At 32.1% G+C, this 21,166-nt stretch carries 14 protein-coding genes; 3 read left to right on the forward strand and 11 right to left on the reverse strand.

What is annotated here, in order from left to right:
* Positions 1–97 precede the first annotated feature (97 nt).
* Both ACJ6WR_RS05405 and ACJ6WR_RS05410 read right to left on the reverse strand, forming a co-directional pair.
* The gene (locus tag ACJ6WR_RS05405) at positions 98–1,240 is read right to left on the reverse strand and encodes an acyl-CoA dehydrogenase family protein (protein WP_039111384.1); all 1,143 of its coding nucleotides are present in this window, start codon (positions 1,238–1,240) and stop codon (positions 98–100) included.
* A 10-nt stretch (positions 1,241–1,250) separates the two neighbouring features.
* A complete protein-coding gene (locus tag ACJ6WR_RS05410; RefSeq protein ID WP_039111385.1) occupies positions 1,251–2,138 on the reverse strand; it encodes a ComEA family DNA-binding protein in 888 nt (295 codons plus the stop codon).
* A 247-nt stretch (positions 2,139–2,385) separates the two neighbouring features.
* Here ACJ6WR_RS05410 and ACJ6WR_RS05415 point away from each other — a divergent pair, with 247 nt between their 5' ends.
* A complete protein-coding gene (locus ACJ6WR_RS05415) occupies positions 2,386–3,837 on the forward strand; it encodes an amino acid permease (RefSeq protein WP_039111388.1) in 1,452 nt (483 codons plus the stop codon).
* A 76-nt stretch (positions 3,838–3,913) separates the two neighbouring features.
* Here the strand turns inward: ACJ6WR_RS05415 and ACJ6WR_RS05420 are convergent, their stop codons facing one another.
* The 9 genes from ACJ6WR_RS05420 to ACJ6WR_RS05460 form a co-directional block, all read right to left on the reverse strand.
* Positions 3,914–4,141, reverse strand: a complete 228-nt coding sequence (locus ACJ6WR_RS05420; protein WP_035619202.1) for a hypothetical protein — start codon at positions 4,139–4,141, stop codon at positions 3,914–3,916.
* Positions 4,142–4,217: 76 nt separating this feature from the next.
* Positions 4,218–5,489 (reverse strand): DUF2851 family protein, encoded by a 1,272-nt coding sequence (locus ACJ6WR_RS05425; protein WP_409417261.1) that lies wholly within the window; start codon positions 5,487–5,489, stop codon positions 4,218–4,220.
* Between the two features lie 60 nt (positions 5,490–5,549).
* Positions 5,550–6,032, reverse strand: coding sequence for a 3'-5' exonuclease (locus ACJ6WR_RS05430; RefSeq protein WP_409417262.1), 483 nt, complete (start codon positions 6,030–6,032; stop codon positions 5,550–5,552).
* An 88-nt stretch (positions 6,033–6,120) separates the two neighbouring features.
* Positions 6,121–7,482, reverse strand: a complete 1,362-nt coding sequence (locus tag ACJ6WR_RS05435) for a pyridoxal-phosphate dependent enzyme (RefSeq protein WP_039111390.1) — start codon at positions 7,480–7,482, stop codon at positions 6,121–6,123.
* Positions 7,483–7,534: 52 nt separating this feature from the next.
* Positions 7,535–9,484, reverse strand: coding sequence for a putative porin (locus ACJ6WR_RS05440; RefSeq protein WP_039117571.1), 1,950 nt, complete (start codon positions 9,482–9,484; stop codon positions 7,535–7,537).
* A 221-nt stretch (positions 9,485–9,705) separates the two neighbouring features.
* Positions 9,706–11,217, reverse strand: coding sequence for a SusD/RagB family nutrient-binding outer membrane lipoprotein (locus tag ACJ6WR_RS05445; RefSeq protein WP_039117570.1), 1,512 nt, complete (start codon positions 11,215–11,217; stop codon positions 9,706–9,708).
* A 3-nt stretch (positions 11,218–11,220) separates the two neighbouring features.
* The gene (locus ACJ6WR_RS05450) at positions 11,221–14,508 is read right to left on the reverse strand and encodes a SusC/RagA family TonB-linked outer membrane protein (RefSeq protein WP_409417263.1); all 3,288 of its coding nucleotides are present in this window, start codon (positions 14,506–14,508) and stop codon (positions 11,221–11,223) included.
* Positions 14,509–15,042: 534 nt separating this feature from the next.
* Positions 15,043–16,587, reverse strand: coding sequence for a RagB/SusD family nutrient uptake outer membrane protein (locus ACJ6WR_RS05455; protein WP_409417264.1), 1,545 nt, complete (start codon positions 16,585–16,587; stop codon positions 15,043–15,045).
* Positions 16,588–16,594: 7 nt separating this feature from the next.
* Positions 16,595–19,705 (reverse strand): SusC/RagA family TonB-linked outer membrane protein, encoded by a 3,111-nt coding sequence (locus tag ACJ6WR_RS05460; protein ID WP_409417265.1) that lies wholly within the window; start codon positions 19,703–19,705, stop codon positions 16,595–16,597.
* 334 nt (positions 19,706–20,039) lie between these two features.
* On the opposite strand from ACJ6WR_RS05460, the gene ACJ6WR_RS05465 reads away from it, so the two are divergent.
* Both ACJ6WR_RS05465 and ACJ6WR_RS05470 read left to right on the forward strand, forming a co-directional pair.
* A complete protein-coding gene (locus ACJ6WR_RS05465) occupies positions 20,040–20,705 on the forward strand; it encodes a ribonuclease HII (protein ID WP_409417266.1) in 666 nt (221 codons plus the stop codon).
* Positions 20,706–20,855: 150 nt separating this feature from the next.
* Complete coding sequence (locus tag ACJ6WR_RS05470) at positions 20,856–21,149, forward strand: DUF3861 domain-containing protein (RefSeq protein WP_409417267.1); 294 nt, start codon at positions 20,856–20,858, stop codon at positions 21,147–21,149.
* Positions 21,150–21,166 lie beyond the last annotated feature (17 nt).

A 21,166-nucleotide genomic window follows, 5' to 3' on the forward strand; every position in this document is an offset into this window, starting at 1 on the left:
AAAAAAGATTATAGCGGAAAGCCCGACCTCAAAAAAAGAAGCCACTCAACGTAAAGTGAATGGCTTCTTTTTTTGTGGGCACGCCCATATTATATAATTAGTCTTTTAGAATATTTCTTGAAATAACTAATTTCTGAATTTCGGTAGTTCCTTCTCCGATAGTACACAACTTTGAATCTCTGTAGAATTTCTCTACTGGAAAATCTTTTGTATATCCGTAACCTCCATGAATTTGAACCGCTTCATTAGCCACTTTCACACATACCTCTGAAGCATACATTTTAGCCATTGCTCCCATTGTGGTTACTGGTCTATGTTGTTGCTTTAAAAATGCTGCTTTGTGCAATAACAATTCTGAAGCTTCGATTTCGGTTACCATATCTGCCAACTTAAACGAAATTCCCTGAAAACTACTAATCGGTTGCCCAAACTGGTATCTTTCTTTTGAATATTTTAAAGCTGCTTCATATGCCCCTTTTGCAATTCCTAGGGATAATGCTCCAATTGAGATTCGTCCTCCGTCAAGGATTTTCATAGATTGTATAAATCCTTCTCCAACATTTCCTAAACGGTTTGCGTCTGGAATTCGGCAATTATCAAAAACCAATTCTGCCGTTTCGCTGGCACGCATTCCTAATTTATTTTCTTTTTTTCCTGATGTAAATCCTGGCATTCCTTTCTCGAATACAAAAGCTGTCATTCCGCGAGAATCTCCTTTTTCGCCTGTACGTACAATTACTACTGCAATATCTCCTGATTTACCATGGGTAATGAAGTTCTTCGCTCCATTTACTACCCAATGATCTCCATCTTTTACCGCAGTTGTATTCATTCCTCCAGCATCTGAACCTGTATTATGCTCAGTTAACCCCCAAGCACCAATATGTTCTGCTGTGGCTAATTTAGGAAGCCATTTTTTCTTTTGTTCTTCGTTACCAAATGTCAAGATATGATTTGTACATAATGAATTATGAGCAGCAACCGATAATCCTATAGATGGATCAACTTTTGAAATTTCTTCAATAATGGTTATATATTCATGATAACCTAATCCTGACCCTCCATATTCTTCTGGAACCAGAACTCCCATAAAACCCATTGCTCCTAATTCTTTGAATAGGGAGATTGGAAATGTTTGCGCTTCATCCCACTCCATTATATATGGACGGATGTTTTTTTCAGCAAATTCTTTTATGGACTGAGCAATCATAGACTGCGTTTCGTTATAATCAAAATTCATTAGTATATTTTTAGAACTCCAAATATAAACCAATTATTTTTGCTTTTTCAACAGGAAAGCCCTTAATTTTTATCAAATCCTCAATATTCTTTATATTTCCGTTCATACTTCGATAGGTGACGATTTGTTTTGCCAGCGCATATCGGAAATAAGGAAAGAGCGCCAGCTCTTTTAAAGACGCATCATTTATGGCTATTTTCTTGAAATTAGTGAGTTCTGAAATTTTAAAATGACTATTTAAATTTGAAATAACTTCTGGCGAAAGTCCCCAAATATCATCAAGTTGTTCCATAGAGACAAAATAACCATAACTTTCTTTCTGTTTTAAAATTCGCAAAGAAAGAACTTCTCCTATCCCTGAGACTTTAATCAAATCTTCTTGAGTAGCACTATTAATATCTACCTGAATAATTTTTTCCTTTTTAGGGAATATCTTCTGATTGGGGTAATTTTTATATTCTTTTGTTTCTTTCTTATTGTTTACCCAATCTGGAAATTTAAAATACGGAGTCATTACATTTAATAATGAATCTGAAATTTTTGTTACATCCTGAAACTCCTTGGGAGAATTAACATATTTATTCTCTTTACGAAAAGCTAATAATCTATCTATTTCCTCTACTGACATGCCTAGTTTATATCCTTTGTAATCTGTAATAAAATTAGGATTGAATAAATAAACTTTTTCTTCTCTATTATTATCTGCAGTTTTAATCGAATCTATTTCGCTTTGTAAAGACATCCATTTTTCTTTTTCGGGAAAAAACTGTGATGGGGAGCTAAAATCTGCAAAAAAGTAAACTAACTGCAAAATGATGATGATTGCAAATAGAAAAAAAATACCGATTCGTTGTTCTCGACTAAACTTAAAGTAAGGAGCAATTTTTCTAGAATTCATTTTTGATTAAAGCTTAATTTAACTTGGGGCTGTAAGTTATATCAAAAAACTTTATTTTCGTAGGAAAATATTTAAAATTTTATCGCCAAATACAAAACAATTTAAATATCTTGCAAAGCAAAATATCCGATTAACAAACAATTTCGCAGAGTTTTAATTATTTTATAACTTAAAATGCACTAATTGTTTTTATTTTTTATAAAAAAGAATACATTTGGAGCTTAATAACAATTAACCAAAATAATATATGTCAATTTGGAAAACTAAACCACTTTCGGTATTGCTTAATGAAGCTTCCGAATCTGAAAAAGGCTTAAAAAGAACCTTATCTTCAGGGTCATTAGTGGCGCTAGGAGTAGGTGCAATTATTGGAGCCGGATTATTTTCATTAACTGGAATTGCTGCAGCTGAACACGCTGGACCAGCAGTTACATTATCCTTCATTCTAGCTGCTATAGGATGTGCTTTTGCAGGTCTTTGTTACGCAGAATTTGCTTCAATGATACCTGTTGCAGGTAGTGCTTACACTTACTCTTATGCAACTATGGGTGAATTTATGGCATGGATTATAGGTTGGGATTTAGTTTTAGAATATGCATTAGGAGCCGCAACGGTCGGTGTAAGTTGGTCGCGTTATTTACTCGAATTACTTAATAAATATAATATTCATCTTCCGCATAATTTAATTTGTTCTCCCTGGGAAACATTAAAACTAAGTGACGGAACTATTATTGAAGGAGGAATAATTAACCTTCCTGCTATTATTATCGTTTCATTACTTTCTTTATTATTAATAAGAGGTACTAAAGAATCGGCATCTATAAACAATTTCTTAGTTATTTTAAAAGTAGCGGTTGTAATTGTTTTCATCGTATTAGGATGGAGCTTTATTGACAATGCTAACTATACTCCATATATCCCTAAAAACACTGGTGTTTTTGGTGAATTTGGCTGGTCTGGTATTGCTGCTGGAGCTGGAACTGTATTTTTTGCTTTTATTGGTTTTGACGCTGTATCTACTGCTGCTCAAGAAGCTAAAAATCCTCAAAAAGGAATGCCAATTGGTATTTTAGGTTCTTTGGTAATCTGTACTGTACTATATGTTTTATTTGCTCACGTAATGACTGGTCTTGTGCCTTATTATGAGTTTGCTGGTGATGCTAAACCTGCTGCAACTGCATTTGCAAAAACGGGATATACTTTTTTACAAACTGGTTTAATCATTGCGATTTTAGCTGGATATACTTCGGTAATATTGGTTATGTTAATGGGACAAAGCCGTGTGTTTTATACTATGAGCAAAGACGGATTGTTACCTAAATTCTTTAGTGAAATTCACTCTAAATTCCGTACTCCTTGGAAAACTAATCTTTTCTTCTTAGTATTTGTAAGTTTATTTGCTGGATTTGTTCCTGTAAGTGACTTGGGTCATATGGTAAGTATTGGTACTTTATTGGCCTTTGTATTAGTATGTATTGGCGTTATGGTAATGCGTAAAAAATTACCGGATGCTCCTAGATCTTTCAGAACTCCATTAGTTCCTTTTGTACCAATTGCCGGAATTGTAATTTGTTTGGCATTGATGTATTCTTTACCAAATGAAAGCTGGATAAGACTTGTTATCTGGATGGCACTAGGTGTTGTTATTTACTTTACTTACGGTAAGAAAAACAGTAAATTAAACAATCCTGATAAATAATATATCTCTCAATACAAAAAAAGGGATTATAAAGTAAGTTACTTTATAATCCCTTTTTTTATGGAATAAAATGAATTTACAAATCAAAAACAGAAGTTCTTTTAGCACGAACTAAATCTTTTAATCTAATCCAGAATGCTAGTGTTAAATATACTCCAAACCACAATCCAGCAGTAACAAAGGATATGTATATAAAAAACAAACGAACACTTGTAACTCGCATTCCTAATTTATCGGCTAGCCTAGAAGAAACATGAAAGCCGTATTTTTCAAAAAAGAATTTAAGCTTAATAATTGCTGACATATATTTGATAATTGATTGACAAAAGTACAAAATAAAACAATTACCTAATTTTACAATTATCTCATTCTCTAACTTTCTAATTACCCTTTAGCAATTCCATCCCTACAACACAATCAAGACATCTGCTTTTATTACAGTATTCATTTTTTAGTTGTAATAATGATTGAGTTTCAAAAGCATTTTGAGCATTAATTTTAAACAATTTAAACTTATCTATAACAGTGTTTTTTTCTGGTTTAATTTCGTTTAAAAGTGCAATTAAGTCTTCTGAAACGGCCTCTCCTTGTTTTTTAGCATAAGCAAATTGCATCGGAATAATTGTATTTACGATAAGTAAATCAACAAATGTTTGTGCCGTTTTCTTCGTCTTTACAGGGCTTATTTTATCAAACTGATAGTGGTTTTGCCAATATGGCGCAACGGAAACTAATAGTAAATCATAAATTTCTTTAACCGATTTTAAAGTAATAATCTTAGAAAATAAATTCTGATGTTTATGATATAAATTAGCTAATTGCGAAAGGCGAATCGTTGGAAAATTATCTGGTCTGAGTTTAAAAAACTGCACAGGCTCAATGTAATTTTTCTCTAGTTGGTATTTATGTAACAGATAAAAATATCTGAATTTTAAATCTTTAAAATAATTATCCTCTTTTTCAACATCTAACAAACCTGCATTTCCAAAAAGCAAGGCTTCTAAATTTTCAACTTCAAAGCTTTCTTTTCTGATTATTGTAAAGGGAATAGATAGGGCTATCTCTAAAAAGGAGTTTCCGTTGATATTTAAGCCAAAGTTTTTAGCTAAAAAGCAAAACATTACTGCTTCCCAATCATTATTTGTTAATTCCAGCAAATCATAAATAGGCTGTGATTTACGCTCTAATCTTTCAAAAAACAAACGTTCTTGCCAATTTATGAATGAAAAACTATCAATATCTTTAATTTCTTTTTCGCAAAAAATCCAAGATTTAGGCGCAATTAAGGTTTTATAGCTTTTAATAATTTCTTCTGAAACGTAGTTTTTTAAAATCAAGACAGGGATTTCTAGATTGTTTCTATTAAAAATTTCACTATCATGCTCCCAAACTACATGAAGAATTACATTTTCGTACGCTTTATCTTTTTCATGATGATGCAAATACCAATCAGAAGATTTTAGGTGTATTTCAATATTTCCTGCCCATTTTTGATTTCCTATTATAACTTGGGCATTAAAAAAATCGGGACCAGCCAATTCCAGATACTGTCCTACATTAATAATGGTAAGTTCTTCATTATTATACGTTCTTAGATTTAAAGTATCAAACTTTTTATACTTCCATAGGTAATGCAAAAAATCTTCTTTCATTTTTTTAGCCATTTAAAGATTGACTAATGTAATTCAAAAAAAGTTAAAAATGAAAGAAAATTACTTCAATAAATATAATTTAGCACATGCCCGAGCATCAGATAATGCTTCGTGATGGTTGAGCTGAATTTTCATTTTGCGACAGCAATCGCTCAATTTGGCAGGTTTTAGCCCTTTGGCTTTATATATCTTAACTGTGCATTCCCAGCGTGAAGCGATATTTAAATCTTCATAGCTTAGTCCGCATAATTCCATAGACTTTGCTAAAACATTGCGATCAAAGCTTTCATTATGGGCAACAACGATTCTATTTTCTAAACGTTTCTTGATTTCCGGATATACTTGAGCAAATGATTTTGCATTTACTGTATCTCTAGGATAAATACCATGCACTCTAATTGTAAATGGTGAATATTCGTTATTAGGCGGCTTGATTAAAGTAACAAACTCGTCTACAATAACTCCATTCTCTACAGTAACTATACCTACTGAACAAGGATGATACCCTGTAGCTGTTTCAAAATCTATGGCGGTAAAAGTCATTATACTAAATTTATAAGCTAAAAATGCCACAAACTCAACGAGCTTTCTCGCTAGATTTGTGGCATTTTAATTTGTTTTGAATTATGTTCTATTTTATAGAACCTATAATATCGTATTTTGTTATAATATGATGGTTTCCGTTTTCTAAATCTACTAAAACTGCATCATTTTCTTTTGTAAACAATTTCGAAACTTCTTCTATCGGAGTCCCTAGTTTCACAATAGGGAATGGTTTTCCCATTACTTCTTTAATCGGTTTTTCGGCTACATTTTTATCGGCTACATAGCTTCTAAACAAGTCTGTCTCATCTACCGAACCTACAAATCCAGTAATATCTACTACAGGAATTTGCGAAATTTTATATTTACGCATTCTTTCAATAGCGTGCGAAACCAATTCTTCGGTACGTACAACTATTAATTGCTTGTCTAAATGGTCTTTTATAACATCTTCAGCTTTTGTAACATTCTCTTCTAGAAAACCACGCTCACGCATCCAATCATCATTAAACATTTTACCTACATAACGGCTTCCTGAGTCATGAAAAAGCACTACAACGACATCATCTTTTGTAAAATGTTCTTTTAGTTGCAACAATCCTTTTATACAAGCTCCTGCTGAATTCCCTACAAAAATTCCTTCTTCGAGTGCAATTTTTCTTGTGTAAACAGCTGCATCTTTATCGGTTACTTTTGTAAATCCATCTATCAATGAAAAGTCAACATTTTTAGGTAAAATATCTTCTCCAATTCCTTCGGTGATGTATGAATAAATTTCGTTTTCATCAAAAATACCTGTTTCATGGTATTTTTTAAAAACTGAACCATATGTATCTATTCCCCAAATTTTGATATTTGGGTTCTTTTCTTTTAAGTATTTTGCTACTCCAGAAATTGTTCCTCCTGTTCCTACTCCAACGACAAAATGAGTTATTTTTCCATCTGTTTGTTCCCAAATTTCTGGTCCTGTTTGTTCATAATGTGCCAATGCATTTGATGGGTTATCATATTGATTTACATACCATGAATTTGGAGTTTCTTCTGCTAATCTTTTTGAAACAGAATAATAAGAACGCGGATCTGTTGGCTCTACATCTGTTGGACAAACTACTACTTTAGCGCCTACTGCACGCAAGATGTCCATTTTTTCTTTTGATTGCTTATCCGAGATTACACAAATAAGTTTGTATCCTTTTATAATTGCAACCAAAGCCAGTCCCATTCCTGTATTTCCTGAGGTTCCTTCGATAATAGTTCCTCCTGGCTTTAAGCGCCCATCTGCTTCGGCATCTTCAACCATTTTTACAGCCATTCTATCCTTAACAGAATTTCCTGGGTTAAAAGTTTCTACTTTTGCTAAAACCAATGCATCAATTCCTGCTACGGTTTTATTTAGTTTGACTAACGGTGTGTTGCCAATTGTTTCTAAAATATTTTTTGAGTAATTCATTATATTAAGTTTGGAAATTATACGGTCTGATTCCCATTATTATTAATTAATTTTATTGGAAGAAATTCCAAACTAAACCAAATCGGATGACAAAATCACGATATGGATTATTAGGTGCTGAATAGTAATTACTACTCGAAAACGATGAGTTAAAATGCTCTGCTTTTAAAAAGATTCGAGTTTGTCTAATTCTGGCGTTTATAAAAAAGTCAAAGTTCGGATAATTTCCGATTTCTTTCTTATTTTGAACAAAAAATTCACCAATTACAGGATTATAATCATTACCATAATAGCTGGTGAAATAATTAAACACAATTCCTGTTTGTAAGTAAAGTGCTTTCTTAAAGAAATAATTAGTGTAGTACAATGTATTTCTTGTAACAATTTCTGGCACATTCAAAATAGCATCTGTTTGATCTACTTTTTGGTATAAAACGGTATTATCTAATGCAAATCTGCCAAATTTAAATTCTTTACTTGCCTTTACCTCTAGATAATTAATTGTATTACTATATTGTGCTGGTCTTATAATTTGTGTTTTCAAAGCAGCTTCGGCAGCTGTTGATTGATCCTCAAAATACAAATGGTCATTCAAAACTGAATATTGAAATGACATATTAACCCATGGCGTAATAGCGCTAGCACTTAATGAATTAATTTTTTCGTTTTTAAAATTTTTCGACCAGTTATACTCTACATAACTACTTTGGTATAAATTATAGTTATTATTAGGTAGTTTGTTTATGTTTTGATACTCAAATAAAAATTTAATCTTATCGCTAAAATCATATTTAAGCTTTGCTTCTAAATCCGAAAGCGACTGACTTGTTATTGATCTTGAATATAAAAATCTTCCGTTCCATTTATTTTTTTGATATTCATATTGTCCACCAAAACTATTAATATCCTGACTTAATGAACTAGGGATAATTGTTCCATCATCAAAAAGCAAAACTCTTCCATAATACGAATTACTTCTAAAATCATCTACAAAAAAATGAAATTTCCCTAATAATACATTTTCATAAGCAACTCCTACCTTATTATACATTTTATTATAATGAGATTGATCATTGATATTACTTGTTACATACGAATTTCCAAATCGAAGTACATTTTCATTACCTACTCTTGATAAAACTGTTGGCTGATAGTATTCGAAAAATTTATTTTCATAATTAAACTGGTGCATTACATACAAATTATTATTTCCTTCTGTTTCATTTATTCTGTATGCGTGATCAAAAAACAGTCGCTTACCTTTTAAAAACGATTTTGCATCTGTTAAATACACTTCCAGCCTTTGTCGGTTTTTAAAATCTGGATCACCACTTTCAAAATCCTCAGGCGTTGTTATCCCTCCATTTTCTTCATTCGAAACATCTTGGTAGGTATAATGCGCATTAATATGATACTGTCCTTTTTTTGTGCTATAACTTGTTGTAAATTTAAAATTCCCTGTACTCGACAGTTGATTGATATAATTACCCTCAGACCTTAATCCCTTATATTCTGCGGACACATTAAATCGTTCTGATAGATTCAAGGTTATAAAAGAATCTAATGTCTGCCCTTTATTAATCGTAGATTTAAAATACAATTCGGTTAATGGTGTTGCAACCGAGTAGTACTTAACATCATTCGCTTCTAGAAAATTAAAATGTTTAGCTTTAAACCCCATTTCTGGATAAGGAGTAAAGCTTGTTAAGCTATATTGTAATGTATTGTATGTTTGCCCGATATTAGAAAATGGCAAAAGTCCAAAATTATCCTTTCGTAAATAATTATGATTGTATTCATTTTGAATTGTAAGCGATGTATCTACGTAAGTTGTATCACGTTCCAGCGTTATATACCGGTATTGATCTATTCTTGCAACTTTCTTTTTGGCTTTTATAGTATCATTAAGACCACGATGTTCTCCATTCATGTCTAATGGTTTTACCTGAGAAAACAATAGTGTGGGTAGTACTAAAAGATAAATTAAAAAGAGAATTCTCATTTGAAAGGGTTATATATAGATATTATTTTTGACTATTTTAGTGTGGCAAAGGTAAATTATAAAAACGTATAAATAAAAAAACACAATAGATTAATATAAAAACGCAATGAATCCTATTTTATGCAAGAACCCCGATTACAAAAATGCAATCGGGGCTCTAAAAACTCAAAATATTTATTGTTTATTCTACCAAATCTATCCTTGATTTATTATAATCAAAACTAGAATTTATCCCAGAATATTTTAGTATTCATTAAATCACCACCAATAGCAGCAGCAGCTTTATTATAGTTTGTTCCGTTTATTGATTGCTCAACTCCTGGATATGTATATCTTACTGGAACAGTCAATATATTTTTATTTATAGCAGAAGTAGGTGATTTTAATTTTGGAAAATCTAACCTTCTGTACGAAGTCCATGCTTCAAATCCTCTATTATAAAGAGCAAACCAAGCTTGTTTACCTATTTTTTCTTGCCAAGTTGCCCCACTTAGAATATTTAAATAATTCACATTCGGTTGACTTAAGTAAGTAGTAATACTAGCTGCTGGTACTCCCCAATCTGCCATTGAAGCCGTTATTCCTGCCTCATAATAAACTTTAGCCACAGCTGATCCTCCTGGAATTAAATTTTTCTCAGCAGCTTCTGCCAACAAGAATTGTAATTCTGAAAAGTCAAATATTGTTCCTGGAAATACAGGATTATTTAATGTAGCAGTTATGTGCGAATACGTTTCAAAAACGTTAGCTTCTCCATAAGTACCTCCTACAAAAGTTCTTCCTGGAGGAATAACTGGAGTTGGTTTTGTACCATTAACAAAATACTTCACCATTCTAGGATCTCCACCTGGAACAACAGCGTCCATTGCTGCAACAAAAGTTTCAGCTGGAATAAAATCATTTCTGTTTGCCGTAACTAAATCAGCATATAACGGATTTTGATTCCCTGATGTAGTTAAATATACCAACTTTGCATTTTCAGCATTACTTGTTAAAACACCTGAAGCCAAAGCTGCCTTAAGTTCTGTAGCTGCATAAGCAGGTTCTACATCCGAAATATTTACTGCTAATTTCACAATTAATGAGTTGGCAAATTTTACCCATTTTCCATTACTTGCTGCATCTCCTGCATAAATAATATCGGCACTACCAAAATTAGGGCTTGCAGCATTTTTTTTCAATATTACAACATCATCTGTCAATCTTTTTATAAGATCTTTGTAAATTGTTTTAGCATCATCATAAGCTGGCAAAGGATAATTTACAATATCTCCTACTTGACTATATGGAACATCTCCAAAAGTATCTACCAAGATACTATATGTATAAGCTTCCAAAATATCAATAAGAGTTAACCTATTTTGCTTAATAATAGCAGCGTCTTCAGTTTCAGTCACCTGACCATTAATCATCTTTTTAGCATCATAAAAATCAGCTAAAACATCTCTATACAAAATACGAAAATGATTATCTGGAATTTTTCTAGTCGTAAGATCAAACTGACTTTCACTAGGATAAGTAGTTTCTGCCCATTGTTGAGAAAACAATCTAAACCCGTTATTATTTACATTGGTACTTACCATCTGATCTACTAATTTCTTTTGAGCATTAGTAAACATATATTCTGGTTTGGTCGATGTTGGTTTTTTAGGATCAACATTCATATCTGTAATATCAGTACTACATGAGATAGCAATACTAACAAAAGATATTAATAAAAATATTTTTTTCATGATTTAGAATTTTAATGTTAGGTTACAACCAATGTTTCTTGTTGTAGGTAGTGAACCTCCTGAGTAACCTGAAGACAAGTTACCTGAACTAAGACCACTTTCTGGATCTGCATCTGGAAGATTTTTATGAATTATCCATAAGTTAGAACCTATTAAAGAAAGTCTTAAATCAGTTAAACTTAATTTAGAAACCAACGCTGATGGGAAACTATATGTAATAGTTACCTCTCTTAATTTTATATAACTTGCATCATAAATAAAAGCTTTCTGTGGATTTTTATTATATCCATAAATACCTCCTGCAACTTCTGGTCCTGGTGTTCTAGTTGTATTAGGAGTACCATCTACATTTACTCCTGGAAGTATAACTCCACCACCATTAGCTAATGTATTTCTTACTGGATTTCCTAACTCATTAAATCCTGCAGTAGACTCATATAAACCAGAGTTTTGTCCGTAGTATTGATCTAAAGAGAAAATATCTCCTCCTTTTTGCATATCAATTAAGAAACCTAATGAAACTTGCTTGTAAGTAAATTTATTACGGATTCCACCAATCCAGTCTGGAGTAACATTTCCGATAACATTAGTAACCGACTCTGTCATTAAATAAGTACCTCCTTTAGTAACTTTTTGTCCATCGGCCGCATACACATAATCTTTACCAATAATATCACCAAAAGCGTTACCTGGTTTTGCAACTATACTCACACCCCCTTGAAAACTTCCTAATGTTAACACCTCAATTCCAGGTGCTAAATCTTTAATTGTATTTTCATTTTTAGACCAGTTTACAAAAACATCCCATTGAAAATCTTTCAATTTTACAGGAGTCAAATTAAACTGTACCTCGATACCTTTATTCTCAACAGAACCAGCATTTGCATATCTTGAAGAATATCCTGTTGCTGTAGAATAATCTACAGGGAATATTTGATCTGAACTTAAACTTTTATATACACTTACCTCAAATCCAGCTCTTCTATCAAAGAATTGCATCTCTAAACCAAGCTCTTCCGATTTAGTTTTTACAGTATGTAAGTCTGGATTAGCACTTATGTTTGGTCTTGAGTACAATGGATTTGAACCAAAATTATTGAATTTGCTAAAAACACTTTGTAATGAATACAAATCAATATTTCCTTGTGGGTTCTCAGCATAACTCGCTCTAAATTTACCGAAAGTTAACCATGGCTGATTAATATGATTTGTAAAAACATAACTCGCAGAAGTAGAGAATGTATTTACTGAGTTACTTCCTTTTGGTAATGTAGAGAATACATCATTACGTACCGTTCCATCTAAGAATAAAAAGTCTTTATATCCTAAAGAAACAGAAGCATAAGCACTATTTACTCCCGAATTATCTTCCTCTTCTACAGGATATGGAGAAGGGCTTAATGAATTTGATAATGCAAAAATTCCTGGTATAATAAGTCCACCATCTGTAGAAGCAAGTGTAGAAGTACGTCTTGTTCTTAAAGCGTTAAGACCTGCTAAACCATTTAATGAAATATCTTGTGTTATTTTCTTATTGAAATTCAAAGTAAGCTGATAGTTTTGCTCAGAAAACATACCCGCATATTTTTGATATCCTGAACCTACAGCTAATCTGTTTATTCCAAAAGTTGCATTTAAAGAACCAACTGCTTTTCTTTCTTCACGTAATTCAGAATAACTATCTGTACTAGCTTTTCCTGTTACAGATAACCAATTTGCTACCTTATAATCTAATTGAACATATCCTATAAAACGGTTTCTCTCATCAGATTGGTAATTTTTATATCTTGTAAAATAAGGGTTATCTGCATACTTAGCACTAGTGTTACCGTTAGCAGGATTTGCCATATTCCAAGAAATGTTTTGTCCTCCAGAATTTTCAAAAACATCTTTTTGAGCCTGGATATCTACATTGGTAGCCCACCACTGACGGAATGACCCCATAATGTTGTCTCCTCCATATCCAGTTGTATTTCTACCAACTGTAGTTTGCGCCATATAATTTGCAAATGCACTAGCTGATAATTTATCTGTGAACTTATGGTTAATTTTAAGACTGATATTATTTTTCTTTAATTCACTATTTGGTAAAATCCCATTTTCTTTATAGTTGTTGTAGTTCAAAACAAAATTTGTTTTCTCTGTACCATCCTCTATAGAGATCGAATTATTAAAGGTTGTAGCTGATTGAAAGAATGTAATAGGTCCATTCTCAGCTGCTTTCCATGTTGTTTTCTTTCCGTAATTTGGAGAATATTTAGTATAAGCATCCCATTGGTAAATAGAAAGATTTGGGTCAAAAGCAACACCGTAAGAAGCATCATCAGTTGTAGTAGCAACTTGATTTCCGTTACTATCTATAGTAAAGAATGCTCCTGTTGGTCCCACTGGAATTCCTTTTGGGTTACCAGCATCATCGTAAGTTGGTCCGTAACCTTGTCCGTATTTATTTTGGTAAACAGGAAAAGTTTTTTTATCAACTGTACCTACTGTAAATTCACTAGAAATGGTAACTCCCATTCCTTTTCTTGCTTTACCTTTTTTGGTCGTAATCATGATTACCCCATTTCCAGCTTGCCATCCGTATAATGCAGCAGCTGCAGCACCTTTCAGGATATTTAAAGTCTCAATATCATCTGGGTTAATATCCATCGCTGCATTTCCGTAATCATATGTATTACGAGCACCTTCTGTTTGTTTACCTACACTTGAGTTAGTGTTAGCATTATTAATTGGCATACCATCAATAACGATAAGCATTTGGTTATCTCCTGTAAGGTTTTTAACCCCTCTGGATACTACGTTTGTAGAACCACCAAAGTTGGTATTTTTTCTGATGTTTACACCAGCTGCCTTACCAGAAAGCTCATTAAGAAAGTTTCCACTTGCAGCACCTGAATTTAAATCAGCACCTTTGATCTCTTGTGAAGCATAACCTAAAGATTTTTTCTCTCTTTTAATCCCTAATGCAGTTACAACAACGCCCTCAAGTTCGACTGATGAACTTGCTAACTTAGCATTTACTGTAGCTGAACTAGCTGTAATTTCTTGAGATTTCATCCCAATATAACTAAATACCAAGACTTGGCTTGGAGTTGCTTTGATAGAATATTTTCCATCAAAATCAGTTTGAGTTCCCGATTGTGTTCCTTTAACTAATACACTTACACCTGGCAAAGGCATTCCTGCATTATCGGAAACAATTCCAGAAACAGTTCTTTCTTGCGCAATGGTGAGTTGCGTCATAAGTACTACCAGTAGCACTAAGAATCCGTTAAACTTTAGTTTCATTTTTTAAATTTTGAATTAGTATGCCGCAAACATCATAATAATTTCTTAAAATAACAAGTAAAACCAAGCTCTTGAAAACTTTTTTTTTAATATTTCTTTAACACTACCACGTGTCAACTCAGTAAATTAGTAGATAAATAGCATTATCCCTAATTTTATCTTTAAAATACTAAACTTTATTTAATATTTATTTTAACAAATAATTAACAAATAAAGTAAGTTAATTCCTAGTCTTGAATTAAATATTTTAACACGTAAGTAGTTTTTAACTTACAATAAAATAACAAAATTAAAACATTATAAACTGAAAATGTTTTTAATATAACTGCTTTTAAAATTACATCTCAACTTTATCCTGAATCTGATTACTAAAATTTCCGGATCAATTTTCTAAGTCATGATATCTTCCTTAAAATATATTCTAAATATTACTATTTTGAATTTGTACTAATTTTTATCCAAAAAAAAACTGTCCAAAATATTTTGGGCAGTTTTTAATAATTTAATTAAAACGTACTTAAAGTTCGTTTTGTTTTACCAACCTGGATTTTGGCCTAATCCTGGATTAGTGTTCATTTCTAGTTGTGGTATTGGCCATAAAAATTTAAAACCTTCACTAGATATAGCTGCTACACCATAAGGTCCTGAATAAGCTGTCCCCAAAGTAAATAAAGTACCATCTGGTGTGCCATTAGCAATTTTTGCAGGAATTCCGTCAATTGGGGCAATATCATCATTTTGAAGTCTATGAATATCGGACCATCTACGTCCCTCAACTAAAAATTCAATTCGTCTTTCTATCAAGATTGCTTTAACCAAATCATTAGACGAACTAAATGAAGCTGCAGTGTATGCTTGTGTTTCTGGAATAGCAAGAGACCTATTTCTTACAGAGTTTAATAATGCCAATGAATTAACTAAATTAGGAGTTGCCATACGAGCCTCAGCTTCAGCCATATTTAAAACTACTTCTGCATATCTAATTACTGGAGCTGCATCAGTCATATTTGTGACATCTGTATATTTATTAGTATACTTTCTGCCAGAAACAGTTGTAACCATTACTCCATCTTCTCTTCTTTTATCATCTACCAACCAACTTGGGTTTCTCCAAATAATAGGACTAATAGCTACTAATTTTCTAGATTTAAAGACACTTGCTAAAGCACCATTAGTTTGAGGGTTAGATGTTGAAGAATGTTGTATAGAAAATATTGATTCTAAATTTGTCAAATTATTAGCCAATATAAATGGCTCAACTGGTTTTGCTGTTAAAGAATAAACTCCATTTAATTTATTTCCTTCAGTAATAACATTTTCCCAATCTCTTTTATGAAGATATACTCTTGTTTTAAAAGCGATTGCAGCACCTTTAGATGCCTTAGCAGTCGTTTTAGTTGTTATCAAGTTTTCAGCATCATTTAAATCTGCTAAAATTTTTACATAACATTCTGCCACTGTATTTCTAGGTTTTAAAGCTTCCGAATCTATTTTCCCTTGAGTATTAATACCTACCTCTCTATATGGTATCCCAGGATGAGTGGCTGCTGGAGTAAAATTGTATGGTCTTGCAAAATAAGTTAATAATTCAAAATGTGTAATTGCTCTTAAAAACTTAGCCTGTCCAATATAATCATTTCCAACTGCTGCAGTAATAATTCCTTTTGAGACAGCAGTATTAACTCCTTCAATCATTAAATTACATCTATTAATTAACCTGTAACCATCTACCCAATAATACACATTATTAGCAGTTGTAGCATCGTAAGTAGCCGTGTAAGTAAGTTGGTAAAATGTCGCTGTATTTACAACATCTTCTCCTCTACACTCTCCTTGTTCCACAAAAGCAGCCCCCCATACATATCCTCTACCTCCATTTGAACTAGTTGAAGTGTACTGACCAATAGCCGCTGCATTATAAACTCCATTCATCGAAGACTCAATGAACGATGGTGTTGAAAATGCATCGCTCTCGGCTATATTATTTACAGGCTTAAGATCTAATATTTTCTCTTCTGTACATGCGTTCATCCCGAATACGATTACAGAAAATAGAAATGTTTTTATTACTTTTTTCATATATTTTTTATAAACTTACATTTATCCCCATTGAAATAACTTTACTACGTGGTGTACCATTAATGTCCACTCCTAATGTTTCCATTTCAGGATTGAGACCTTTATAATTAGTGATTAACCAAATATTTTGAGCCTGTGCAAAAATTCTAAAACTATCAACTTTTATTTTGTCTAATAGCAATTTTGGTAAAGAATACCCAACACTTATATTATCCAGAGATATAAAATCTCCTTTTTCAACAAACCTAGAAGTTGCACTTCCTGAAAGATTCGTGAAAGTATTAGAGCTTGCATACAATCTAGGAGTCCAACCATCCCCAGGGTTATCAACGCTCTGCCATCTCCCTAAAATTTCAGTTCCATTATTATTTAAATTCTGGTTCATTAATTCTCTTCTTGTTCCATTAAATATTTTATTCCCACCGCTAAATCTAAACATGAATCCAAAATCAATTCTTTTGTATTTCATCGTTGAACTAAACCCTCCATAATAAGTTGGCAGCGTATTTCCTAAGATTACTTTATCAGTTGAAGCACTTAAAGAAGATGCAGTAGATAAATCAGTTGGATTATTTGGATCAAAAACCGAATAAGTTTCAGTAGAAATATTTCCTTGTACTAATGATCCATCTCCTTTATAGTAAACCGGATTACCATTTGCTTTATTCACTCCCCAATATTTATAGCCATATAAAGAGTTTATTGATTCTCCTTCTCTGATTATTAAATTAGGAGCTATATTAACAAAATCGGTAGATGATCCTCCAATTATATCTTGTCCTTGATTCAAACTCACTACCTTATTTTTAGCAAGTGTCAAGTTGGTAGATATATCCCAAGAAAAATTCTCAGTATTAATTGCTTTAAAATTCACGCCGAATTCATACCCATCATTGTACATTTTTCCAACATTTTTATTAATCGTACTGCTAGGAATACCCAATGATGGAGCAGTCGGAACTGCCAAAACAATACCATCTATATTATTTCTATAATAATCAAACGTTAGATTAACACGATTTTTAAATAGACCTAAATCAATACCTAAATCTATTTTTTTACTAGCTTCCCATTTTAGTTGATCATTCCCGAATTGAGAATACCCTAAACCATTTAAATTTCCATAAGGAGAACTTATAGTAAGCCCTAAATAAGGATAATTAGCACCATCTAATATTTCAGTATTTCCTACTTCTGAATAAGATGCTCTAATCTTTAAATCTGAAACAGTACTACCAATTGAGTCCATAAAATTCTCCTTAGAAACTGTCCAACCAACTGAAACACCAGGGAAATTAGTCCATCTTGTATCTACTCCTAACTTAGAAATACCATCCCTTCTTATAGATCCCTGAATAAAATATTTCTCTTTATAATTATAGGTGGCTCGTGCTAAATATGAAATAATTCCATTTTCTGTAACTGATCCCCCAGAATCTTTAGTTGTATAAGAATTAGTAACTAAATTCTCATTATAAAAATCACTTAATATATCACTTCCAGAACCATAAAAATATTGATACTTTTGTTTTTGGTATTCTGCAACTGCAGTAATTCCTATATTATGATTTTCAGCAAAGGTCTTCTTGTAGTTTAAGATATTCTGCCAGTTCCATCTAAAATATTCACTATTGTCATTTATTAAATATCCATTCGCATTACGTCCATCACCATGAATTGGATTCCAATACTGAAATCCTCCTGTATTGGAATCATCACTACTTAATTGTAATTTGAAGCTCAAATCAGAAGTGATTTTTGCATTTGCAAAAGCATTTACTAAGGTTCTGTTTACTTTTGAGTAATACTTATTATGGTCTAATATATATCTTATGTTTGTTATATTATCACCCGCTGGATCTGTATTCTCCCATTTTCCAACAGTAACATTATCATCTGAAAGATTATATCCAGTAGGATTCGCAGAGTTATAAATTGGTGTATTAGGTAATTGTCTAATGGCATTAAAAATGTTCCCTGAGATACCATTAGCACTAGTGCTTAATCCATTATATTCAGTTCTTGTTAAACTTATATTTGTACCAATACTTAGCCATCTATTTACTTCTTGATCAATATTAGCTCTTATAGAATATCTTTTCATTTCATTGGCTAAATTGATCCCTTTTTGATCAGTCAAACCCAAAGACAAATAATACTTTGTTTTGTCTGTACCTCCACTTAATGATAATGTATTATTAATTTGGGGTGCATTTCTTAAAACAGCACTTTGCCAATCTGTATTATAAGTATCTCCAATAGCCCACGGTGCTTGGCCACGGTTAGTTCTTTTTTCATTAGAGATTATTAAGAAATCAGGAGTTTGTAGTAAATCATATTTTTTAGCTGCACTTGCAACACCCAAAGTACTTGAATAGTTTAGCTTCATCGTCCCTTTTTTACCAGTCTTAGTAGTTATTAAAATAACTCCATTAGCAGCTCTAGAGCCATAAATAGCTGTAGAGGCTCCATCTTTTAATATATCAAAAGACTCTATATCCTCAGGATTAATATCTGCCAATCCGTTAGTTGCAGATGCACCGCCAACATCTCCTGTAAATATTGGCATACCATCTACCACGATTAATGGATCTGTTTTTCCTGATATACTAGCAACTCCTCTTATTCTTATTTTTGGAGCTTGCCCAATTATACCTGTATTTGTTGTTACCTGAACGCCTGTCGCTCTTCCTGCTAACACTCCTTCAAAACTTGGAGTCACTAAATTTGCAATATCTCGACCTGCAATTTTAGATATAGAACCTGTTACTTCTCTTTTTTTCTGTACACCGTACCCCACAACAACCACTTCATCCAATTCATTCCCACCTTCTTGCATCTTTGTATTAATCACCGAAGAAGCTCCAACTACAACACTCTTATCCTGTAATCCCATATAAGAAAACTCTAGCACATCTCCTGTTTTTGCCTTGATAGAATATTTACCATCAAAATCCGTCTGTACTCCATTTTTTGTTCCTTTAACGATAACATTCACGCCTGGTATAGGGCCTGTTGCATCTGAAACAATTCCAGAAATATTCCTTTCCTGTGAAAAAGAAAACTGCATGGTTAATGCTGTTAATAATGTTAAAATCCATTTAAATTTCACCCTCATTTTAAATTGTTTTTGGTTAATAATTCGTCAAAAATGATAAATTTTTCTTACAATAACAATTTTAACAATTTGTTAATTATTATTTTTCCTACTTAAAAACGTTAACAAAAAAGAAAAAATTTACAAAAATAACAGTGATTTAGATTTTTTGACAATTATTGTGATAAATAACAAACCTTTAATAAGCCATATTAACAATAAAAAAAATGTTAAATTTTAACATCTACAGGTAAAAATACTAGAAGATTAATTTGTCCTCATGTTATAAGTTTCGGTACTTTCATTAATCTATTTCCCAGAAAAAATTTAATCTTTGTAATTCTAAAAAAAGAACATGCTACAACTCAATTTTTCAGGATATGATTTAGAAACCGGAACCGACGAAGCTGGTCGTGGCTGCCTTGCTGGACCAGTAACCGCAGCAGCCGTAATTTTGCCCCTAAATTTTGAGAATAAAACACTAAACGACAGTAAGCAATTATCCGAAAAAACTAGAGAAAAATTAAAACCTATAATTGAAGAACAAGCCATTTCGTTTGCTATTACTCATTTACATCCAGATGAAATTGATGAAATAAATATCCTAAATGCTTCAATGAAAGGAATGCAGGAATGCATCCTGAAACTAAATCAAATTCCTGAGTTTATTATTGTTGATGGAAATAGAATGCTAAATGCAAAACTAGGTTTGAAAAATACCGTTGGAAAACAATTTTCTGAAAAGGAAATTGAGTTATTAAAATCGATTCCAAATCAAAGCATTATAAAAGGCGATGCCAAATTTATGAGCATTGCTGCTGCATCTGTACTTGCCAAAACCTATCGAGACGAGTATATGGATAAAATTCATGAAGAGTTCCCGATGTACAATTGGAAACAAAATAAAGGATATCCTACCAAGGAACATCGCGAAGCAATTAAGAAATATGGACCTACTAAGTATCATAGAATGTCTTTTAGGTTATTGCCAGATCAGTTGGAGCTACTGTTTGAAGATTAGTCTTTGTATAGAATTACAGCTTTAATTTGTATTTTAGTTTTCTAAATACTACAATAATTCAAATCCCATATCATCGAATCTAGCTAAGCGCAACATTTACAAAAACCTCTTTGATTATTCTAGACAAAAACCAATAAAAAAAAACTAATCATGACTAAACGCGCAAATAAATACAGACTTACTCTGGAACAAGTTTCTTTAATGAAAGAAGATGCAACTTTAGCTGAACCTTTATCATTGGAATTTGAAAATCACGATGAAATTTTTACAATTATCAAGAAAATTAAAGAAAAGAAACTATTTGGAGATGAGAATCAATCTACAGAATTTGCCATTGGTTTAAAAATGTTCAGTGAAGTAATGCTTAAAAATAGAAAGCATCCTCTTTTTGAAGATTTTTTTCCTGCATTTGGAGAATTCATGAAAAAACTAAAAAGTCAATAACAAACTATAAACCTAGA

Source organism: Flavobacterium sp. PS2 (assembly GCF_046250155.1).
GTDB lineage: Bacteria > Bacteroidota > Bacteroidia > Flavobacteriales > Flavobacteriaceae > Flavobacterium.

Coding starts and splice junctions, on each gene's coding strand:
- ACJ6WR_RS05405 (WP_039111384.1), bottom strand. CDS start 1,240: ATGAATTTTGATTATAACGAAACGCAGTCTATGATTGCTCAGTCCATA.
- ACJ6WR_RS05410 (WP_039111385.1), bottom strand. CDS start 2,138: ATGAATTCTAGAAAAATTGCTCCTTACTTTAAGTTTAGTCGAGAACAA.
- ACJ6WR_RS05415 (WP_039111388.1), top strand. CDS start 2,386: ATGTCAATTTGGAAAACTAAACCACTTTCGGTATTGCTTAATGAAGCT.
- ACJ6WR_RS05420 (WP_035619202.1), bottom strand. CDS start 4,141: ATGTCAGCAATTATTAAGCTTAAATTCTTTTTTGAAAAATACGGCTTT.
- ACJ6WR_RS05425 (WP_409417261.1), bottom strand. CDS start 5,489: ATGAAAGAAGATTTTTTGCATTACCTATGGAAGTATAAAAAGTTTGAT.
- ACJ6WR_RS05430 (WP_409417262.1), bottom strand. CDS start 6,032: ATGACTTTTACCGCCATAGATTTTGAAACAGCTACAGGGTATCATCCT.
- ACJ6WR_RS05435 (WP_039111390.1), bottom strand. CDS start 7,482: ATGAATTACTCAAAAAATATTTTAGAAACAATTGGCAACACACCGTTA.
- ACJ6WR_RS05440 (WP_039117571.1), bottom strand. CDS start 9,484: ATGAGAATTCTCTTTTTAATTTATCTTTTAGTACTACCCACACTATTG.
- ACJ6WR_RS05445 (WP_039117570.1), bottom strand. CDS start 11,217: ATGAAAAAAATATTTTTATTAATATCTTTTGTTAGTATTGCTATCTCA.
- ACJ6WR_RS05450 (WP_409417263.1), bottom strand. CDS start 14,508: ATGAAACTAAAGTTTAACGGATTCTTAGTGCTACTGGTAGTACTTATG.
- ACJ6WR_RS05455 (WP_409417264.1), bottom strand. CDS start 16,587: ATGAAAAAAGTAATAAAAACATTTCTATTTTCTGTAATCGTATTCGGG.
- ACJ6WR_RS05460 (WP_409417265.1), bottom strand. CDS start 19,705: ATGAGGGTGAAATTTAAATGGATTTTAACATTATTAACAGCATTAACC.
- ACJ6WR_RS05465 (WP_409417266.1), top strand. CDS start 20,040: ATGCTACAACTCAATTTTTCAGGATATGATTTAGAAACCGGAACCGAC.
- ACJ6WR_RS05470 (WP_409417267.1), top strand. CDS start 20,856: ATGACTAAACGCGCAAATAAATACAGACTTACTCTGGAACAAGTTTCT.